General features: G+C 64.3%; 9 protein-coding genes. 6 read left to right on the plus strand and 3 right to left on the minus strand.

Annotated features, from left to right (window positions below; translation table 11 throughout):
* Together EN884_RS20315 and EN884_RS20320 are read right to left on the minus strand one after the other, a co-directional pair.
* Nucleotides 1–530 (minus strand): dihydroxy-acid dehydratase (locus EN884_RS20315; RefSeq protein ID WP_245491956.1); only part of this gene is annotated, 530 nt, incomplete at its 3' end.
* Between the two features lie 62 nt (nucleotides 531–592).
* Nucleotides 593–1,336: a FadR/GntR family transcriptional regulator gene (locus EN884_RS20320; RefSeq protein WP_082826662.1), complete on the minus strand. Its 744-nt coding sequence runs from the start codon at nucleotides 1,334–1,336 to the stop codon at nucleotides 593–595.
* 109 nt (nucleotides 1,337–1,445) lie between these two features.
* Here EN884_RS20320 and EN884_RS20325 point away from each other — a divergent pair, with 109 nt between their 5' ends.
* Nucleotides 1,446–2,375: an aldose 1-epimerase gene (locus tag EN884_RS20325; RefSeq protein ID WP_063167579.1), complete on the plus strand. Its 930-nt coding sequence runs from the start codon at nucleotides 1,446–1,448 to the stop codon at nucleotides 2,373–2,375.
* Nucleotides 2,376–2,393: 18 nt separating this feature from the next.
* Here EN884_RS20325 and pcaQ read toward each other — a convergent pair whose 3' ends face one another.
* Nucleotides 2,394–3,311, minus strand: coding sequence for a pca operon transcription factor PcaQ (gene pcaQ, locus EN884_RS20330; RefSeq protein WP_063167580.1), 918 nt, complete (start codon nucleotides 3,309–3,311; stop codon nucleotides 2,394–2,396).
* Between the two features lie 93 nt (nucleotides 3,312–3,404).
* Between pcaQ and pcaD the strand changes: the two genes are divergently transcribed.
* The 5 genes from pcaD to EN884_RS20355 form a co-directional block, all read left to right on the plus strand.
* Entirely contained in the window at nucleotides 3,405–4,214 is an 810-nt protein-coding gene (pcaD, locus tag EN884_RS20335; RefSeq protein WP_063167581.1) for a 3-oxoadipate enol-lactonase, read from the plus strand.
* Nucleotides 4,207–4,614, plus strand: coding sequence for a 4-carboxymuconolactone decarboxylase (pcaC, locus tag EN884_RS20340; protein WP_013532963.1), 408 nt, complete (start codon nucleotides 4,207–4,209; stop codon nucleotides 4,612–4,614). Before pcaD ends, pcaC begins: the two co-directional genes overlap by 8 nt.
* Nucleotides 4,604–5,359, plus strand: a complete 756-nt coding sequence (gene pcaH, locus EN884_RS20345) for a protocatechuate 3,4-dioxygenase subunit beta (RefSeq protein ID WP_013532962.1) — start codon at nucleotides 4,604–4,606, stop codon at nucleotides 5,357–5,359. The genes pcaC and pcaH overlap by 11 nt, the downstream gene beginning before the upstream one ends.
* Nucleotides 5,359–5,973, plus strand: a complete 615-nt coding sequence (pcaG, locus tag EN884_RS20350) for a protocatechuate 3,4-dioxygenase subunit alpha (RefSeq protein ID WP_063167582.1) — start codon at nucleotides 5,359–5,361, stop codon at nucleotides 5,971–5,973. Before pcaH ends, pcaG begins: the two co-directional genes overlap by 1 nt.
* A 19-nt stretch (nucleotides 5,974–5,992) precedes the next feature.
* The coding region (locus EN884_RS20355; RefSeq protein ID WP_245491955.1) for a lyase family protein at nucleotides 5,993–6,590 on the plus strand (598 nt) is incomplete at its 3' end.

The following is a 6,590-nucleotide window of genomic DNA, read 5'->3' on the forward strand; positions in this document are numbered from 1 at the left end:
GTCATGCAGCTGCCCGCCGATCGGCTTTGGCCCTGCTCGGCGGCGAGAAAGTCGGCAACCGGCATGCGGCCGGCTTTAACCTCCTCGGCGAATTTCCAGACATGGGTGCCCGAGCCGATATCCTGTCCGCGGAACTTGCCGTTGAGCATCGGCCCGCCGGAAACGGCGATGGTCGGCAGGTTGCACGACGCAGCCCCCATCAGCAGCGCCGGTGTGGTCTTGTCGCAACCGACCAGCAGGATGACGCCATCGATCGGATTGCCGCGGATGGACTCTTCGACATCCATGCTGACCAGATTGCGAAACAGCATGGCGGTGGGGCGCATGTTGCTCTCGCCCAGCGACATCACCGGGAATTCGAGCGGCAGGCCGCCGGCTTCATAGACGCCGCGCTTGACGTGGTCCGCCAGCGCCCGCAGGTGGGCATTGCACGGGGTCAATTCCGACCAGGTGTTGCAGATGCCGATCACCGGGCGGCCGTCGAAAGCGTCGGCGGGAATGCCCTGGTTCTTCATCCAGCTGCGGTGCATGAAGGCGTTCTTGCCCTCACCGCCGAACCAGGCCTCGGACCGCAGTTTGCGTTTGGTGTCGGTCACGATGTCTGTTCCCGTTCCTGGCGGCGCTTGTTGCGGTTTTCGACGCTGCGGCGCACGTCCTCCTCGGCATTGTCGATGAGGACCAGCAGCGCCTTTTGTGCGCCGGTCGCGTCGCCGGCGGCGATCTTTTCGGCGACTTCCCGGTGCAGCGGCAATGAGGGGCGCTGCCCTTCCGGATTGTCGTTGGAAAGACGAAAGCTCGTCACCAATGCGGTTTCGACCAGTGCCGCCAGCGAGCCGATCAGCTCATTGCCGGTCATGCGCAGTATGGTCTGGTGGAACAAAAGGTCAGGCTTGGCGAAGCGGTCGCCGTCGTCGACCACCGCCTCCATTTCGACCAGAGCTGCATTGATCTCGGCGATCTGCGATGGCGTGGCGCGCTGGGCCGCAAGCGCTGCCGACATCGGCTCGATGGCCCTGCGCAATTCGAACAGCGCCCGGACATCGTCGGCGCTGACACCGCTGGCATAGCGCCATGACAGGACGTCCGGGTCGAGGAAATTCCAGTCGGCACGAGGACGCACCCTTGTGCCGGTCTTCGGCCGCGATTCGACCAGCCCCTTGCCCGCCAACACCTTGATCGCCTCGCGCAGCACCGTGCGGCTGACCCCCAGCATCTCGCTTGAATCGTCGGCATTGGGCAGTGCCTCGCCGGGCAGGAAATCGCCTTGAACGATGCGCAATCCGATTTGCTCGACGACGGTCGCATGCAGAGCGGTGGAGCCGCTGGAAACCGCCACCGCGACTCTCGACGTACGCGCCATACTGAAAGATTTGTTATTCTTCATACTATTCATATGATATGTCTTATCGGCATTGCGATTGGAGTCAAGGGATGGGGGAGTGCCGATGACAAAGAATTCCGCTGCCGTTGCCGAGCAGCACCAAGGGCTGATCTCGATCAGCGACGGCATTGCGACCGTGGAGATCGCGCCGGCCGCCGGCGGCGCGCTGGCGTCGTATCGCTGGCGGCAAAACGGATCCGTCGTGGATTGGCTGCGCCCTGCGGATCAGGCGGCGATCGACGGCCGCGATGCCGGCGCCATGGCCTGCTTCCCGCTGGTTCCCTATTCCAATCGCATAAGGCACGGCCGCTTCGCATTCGCAGGCCGCACCGTCGAACTGCCGACCAGCCCGGACGATCCACATCATGAGCATGGCCATGGCTGGCGTCGGCCATGGACCGTCGTGCGGCACGAAGCCAGCGCCACTGTCCTATCCTATCGCCATGCCGCCGATTCCTGGCCGTGGAGCTATGAGGCAAGGCAAGAGATCTCGCTGGTCAATGGCAGCCTGATCACCGCCATCTCGCTGCGCAACCTGTCGGACGCGCCGATGCCGGCCGGGCTCGGCCTGCATCCCTATTTCCCATCGACACCGTGGACGCATGTCCAGGCGCGGGTGTCCGGCATGTGGGAGACCGACGCGGAAATCCTGCCCACCCGGCACGTCCTGCCGCCTGCAGGCTCCAACCCGACCACGGGCTTCGACGTGTCGGAGACGGACTTCGACACGGTCTTCACCGGATGGTCGCGCCGCGCCCGGATCTCCTGGCCGGAGCATGGACGGCAACTGGACATCGAGGCCGAGGCGCCACTCGATTTCCTTGTCCTCTACACGCCGCCCGGCGAGCCGTTCTTTTGCGCCGAACCGGTCAGCAACATCACCGATGCCTTCAACCGCAGGGCTGACACGGGCATCGAGGCCGGCTGTATCGTACTGGCGCCCGGGCACATGCGGTCCGCAAGCGTTCGCTTCACGCCTTCGCGGGAGATCTGATCGCCAGTCTGAGCCGCATCAACTGCTTTGCCTCGCCGCTTCGCGGATGGTCTGCAACAGGATGGAGAAGGCCGGCGAGGGCGCCGTGTCGGTCCGCATCGTCAGGCCGACCGGTCCCTTGGTTTCCTCGGTGTTGACCGGCAGGGCGACGAAGGCGCCACTGCCGAGTTCATTGGCGACGACACCGGCCGAAATGATCCAAACCGCATCGCTCTGCCGCAGGAAGGCGCGGCCGAAGGAGTCCGAGACGGTTTCGATCTCGGTTGCCGGCGCCGTCATGCCGCTGGTGATGAACAGGCGGTCGACGAAAGGGCGGATGACCGATTCCCGTGTCGGCATCAGCGCCGGGAACTCGTCGAGCCGCGCGAACACGTCCTGTCCGGGCTCAAGCAGCGGATGTCGCGCCCGCACCACGAACAGCACCTGTTCGGAGTAGAGATGCTCGAAGAAGAAGCCGGTCATGTTCTCCGGCGCCGCCAACCGTCCGACGACGAGATCGAGCGCGCCGGTGCGCAACTGTTCGAGCAGCACCGCGTTCTCGCCGGTGACGATCTTGATCGCCGCACCGGTGCTCTCTTTGAGGAACAGGCTCATGGCAAGCGGCATCACCCGCGCCGACACCGTCGGCAGCGCGCCGATGCGGATCGGGTGCCGGTTGACCGCTCCGTCCTGGCGGACGGAATCGACGCCTTGCTTGAGCGCCGTGATCGCCATGGCGGCGTGGCGAAGGAAGATCTCGCCGATGCGCGTCAGTCGGATGCCGCGGCCGTCGCGCTCCACCACCGCAACCCCCAGCGCCTCTTCCAGTTCGCGCAATGTCTTGGTCACGGCCGGCGGGCTGACATGCAGCAAGTCAGCCGCTCGCGCCACGCTCCCCTGCCGCGCAACTTCCAGGAATGCCTGCAGGTGACGGAACCGAATGCGGCTCTCGGACATGGATTCGATAACCCCTGAGTTAATGAAACGCCAAAAAATATCATTTTACCGAACCAAACGCCTTGTGCAATGTGAGGGCGGAGGATCGAAACCGTGCCATTCGTCACCATCGGCGGCATCACGCTGCACCATCGCCACATCAAGGCGACCGGCAATGCGCGCCCAATCATATTCATCAATTCGCTCGGCACCGACTTCCGGATCTGGGACGAAATTGTCTCGACGTTCGATGGTGAAATGCCGCTGCTGGTGTATGACAAGCGCGGCCACGGACTGTCCGACATCGGCGACATCAGGTCGATCGACGATCACGTCGATGACCTCTCGGCGCTCATCGATCATTTCGGCTTGAGCAAGGTCGTGCTGTGCGGCCTGTCGGTCGGCGGCATGATCGCGCAGGGGCTCTATGCCAGGCGGCCTGAAATCGTCGAAGGCCTGATCCTTTGCGATACGGCACACAAGATCGGCACGACAGACAGCTGGAACACACGCATCGCGACCGTCGAAAGCAAGGGCATCCAGGCGATTGCCGATGGCGTGCTCAAAGTGTGGTTCACCCCCGCCTTCCACGCGGCGCGTCAGGCCGAGCTCGACGGTTACTGGAACATGATGACGAGGCAAGCGCTTGCAGGTTACGTAGGGACTTGCGCGGCCGTTCGCGATGCCGATTTCACCGATGCTGCACGCCGCATCGCGGTGCCGACGCTCTGCGTCGCCGGCGACCAGGATGGCTCGACACCTCCCGATCTCGTCCGCTCGCTGGCCGCGCTGATCCCCGGCGCGCGCTTCGAAATCATCCGCGACGCTGGACACATTCCTTGCGTCGAACAGCCTGAAGCGCTCACCGCCCTGATCCGCGGCTTTATCGCGTCGCTTGCCCCTGGAGCAGAAACCCATGGATGAAGTCCCCGGCAACGCAACCAGATATCGCACCGGCCTCGCGGTGCGGCGCTCGGTGCTTGGTGACCGCCATGTCGACCGCGCCGAGGTCGCCGCCACCGATTTCGACCAGCCTTTCCAGGAGTTGATCACCGAGGCCGCCTGGGGAACCGTGTGGGCGCGGCCGGGCTTGACCAGGCGTGAGCGTTCGATCGTCACGCTGGCGCTGCTGGCCGCACTCGGCCATGATGAGGAGGTTGCTATGCATGTGCGCGCCACCGTCAACACCGGTGCCTCGCGCGACGATATCTGCGAGGCGTTCCTGCATGTCGCCATCTATGCCGGCGTGCCGGCCGCCAACCGTGCCTTCAGAATTGCCAAGGACGTGTTTTCGGAAATGGACGGAAGCCAGAATGACCGCTGAGTCCGGCTCGAACCGAAGGCCCGAGACCGGCGCCTTCTTCCAGCGCGACCGGACCTGGCATCCACCTGTTCTGACACCGAATTACAAGACCTCCGTGCTGCGCTCGCCGCAGAAGGCGCCGCTGCCGTTCGACAACACGCTGTCGGAGATTGCAGGCCCGGTCTTCGGTCACGCCATGCTCGGCAAACTCGACGCCGACCTGATCCACAATTTCGCCAGGCCCGGCGAGAGCGCGCTCGGCGAGCGCATCATCGTCCATGGCCGGGTGCTCGATGAACGCGGCGTTGGCGTACCCGGCGCGCTGCTCGAATTCTGGCAGGCCAATGCCGGCGGCCGCTACCGCCACAAGAAGGACGGCTATCTGGCGCCGCTCGACCCGAACTTTGGCGGCTGCGGGCGCGCCATAACAGGCGAGGATGGCGGCTACGCCTTTCGCACTGTCAAGCCCGGCCCCTATCCCTGGCCGAACGGGCCGAACGACTGGCGGCCCTCGCACATCCATTTCTCGGTCTTCGGCCACGGCTTTGCGCAGCGGCTGATCACGCAGATGTATTTCGAGGGTGATCCGCTGATCTGGCACTGCCCGATCGTGCGCGGCATCCCCGACAAGGCCGCCGTCGAAACGCTGATCGCCACGCTCGACATGCAGGCGACGATCCCCTTCGACGCGCGCGCCTACAAGTTCGACATCGTGCTGCGCGGGCGCCGCGCGTCGCTGTTCGAAAACAGGCTGGAGGGCAATTGATGGCCCAGTCGCTCGACCGGCTCAGGGAAAGCCCCTCGCAGACCGCCGGACCTTATGTTCATATCGGGCTGACGCCCAATTTCTGCGGCATCGGCGGCGTCTATGCGACCGACCTTGGTGCGACCATGGTCAACGACAAGACCAAGGGGGAGCGCATCGGCCTGCGCATCCGGGTGCTCGACGGTACCGGCACGCCGCTCAAGGATGCGCTGATCGAGATCTGGCAGGCAGATGCGGATGGGCTCTACAATTCGCCGGCTGAACTGCGCGGCGCGGCCGATCCGAACTTTTTCGGCTGGGGCCGTTGCCCGACCGACATGGACACCGGTCTGTGCACGTTCGAGACGATCAAGCCGGGCCGCGTGCCGTTCAGGGACGGAAGCCTGATGGCCCCGCACATCACCCTCTGGATCGTCGCGCGCGGCATCAATCTCGGCCTGCACACACGGCTGTATTTTTCCGATGAGGAAAAGGCCAATGCCGGGGATGCGATCCTGGCGCGCATCGAGCACCGCGTCCGCGTGCCGACGCTGATCGCCGAGCGCAACGGCGATATTTATGTTTTCGACATCCATCTCCAGCGGGAGAAGGAAACGGTCTTCTTCGACAGCTGATGGTCAGGAGGAGCAGGATATGACCGTATCGCCCTTCGACCATCCACTGCTCTCCGCTCTTCTCGGCGACGAGGAGGCGAACCGGCATTTTTCCATCGAGGCGGAAATCGAGGCGATGCTTGCCTTCGAGCGGGCGCTGGCGCAAGCGGAAGCTGAAAACGGGATTATCACCAAGGATGATGCCGCCGCGATCGTGGCCGCACTTGCCACATTCCGGCCCGACACCGCCTTGCTGCGGGCTGCCGTCGCCAAAGACGGCGTCATTGTGCCGGAACTGGTACGCCAGATCAGGGCGGCGGTCGGCGAACCGCATGGCGACAAAGTGCATCTCGGCGCAACCAGCCACGATGTCATCGATACCGGCCTGGTGTTTCGGCTGAAGTCCATCGTCGAGCATCTCGGCCTGCTCCTGACCGAGACCATTATACGGCTCGTCTCGCTCGAAGAGCGGTTTGGCGGCAGGGCGCTGACGGGAATGACGCGCATGCAGCCAGCCATTCCGATCAAAGCGGCCGACCGCGTCAGGACGTGGCGGGCGCCACTGCAACGGCATCAGGAAAGATTGTCGGAACAGTCGAGGCGTCTGCTGGTGGTGCAGTTCGGCGGTGCCGCCGGCA

This window comes from Mesorhizobium sp. M7A.F.Ca.AU.001.01.1.1 (genome assembly GCF_004022735.1).
Lineage (GTDB): Bacteria > Pseudomonadota > Alphaproteobacteria > Rhizobiales > Rhizobiaceae > Mesorhizobium > Mesorhizobium ciceri.

Bases quoted from the DNA above. Each gene is read 5' to 3' on its own strand.
- EN884_RS20325 (WP_063167579.1), top strand. From the start codon at position 1,446: ATGACAAAGAATTCCGCTGCCGTTGCCGAGCAGCACCAAGGGCTGATC.
- pcaQ (WP_063167580.1), bottom strand. From the start codon at position 3,311: ATGTCCGAGAGCCGCATTCGGTTCCGTCACCTGCAGGCATTCCTGGAA.
- pcaC (WP_013532963.1), top strand. From the start codon at position 4,207: ATGGATGAAGTCCCCGGCAACGCAACCAGATATCGCACCGGCCTCGCG.
- pcaH (WP_013532962.1), top strand. From the start codon at position 4,604: ATGACCGCTGAGTCCGGCTCGAACCGAAGGCCCGAGACCGGCGCCTTC.
- pcaG (WP_063167582.1), top strand. From the start codon at position 5,359: ATGGCCCAGTCGCTCGACCGGCTCAGGGAAAGCCCCTCGCAGACCGCC.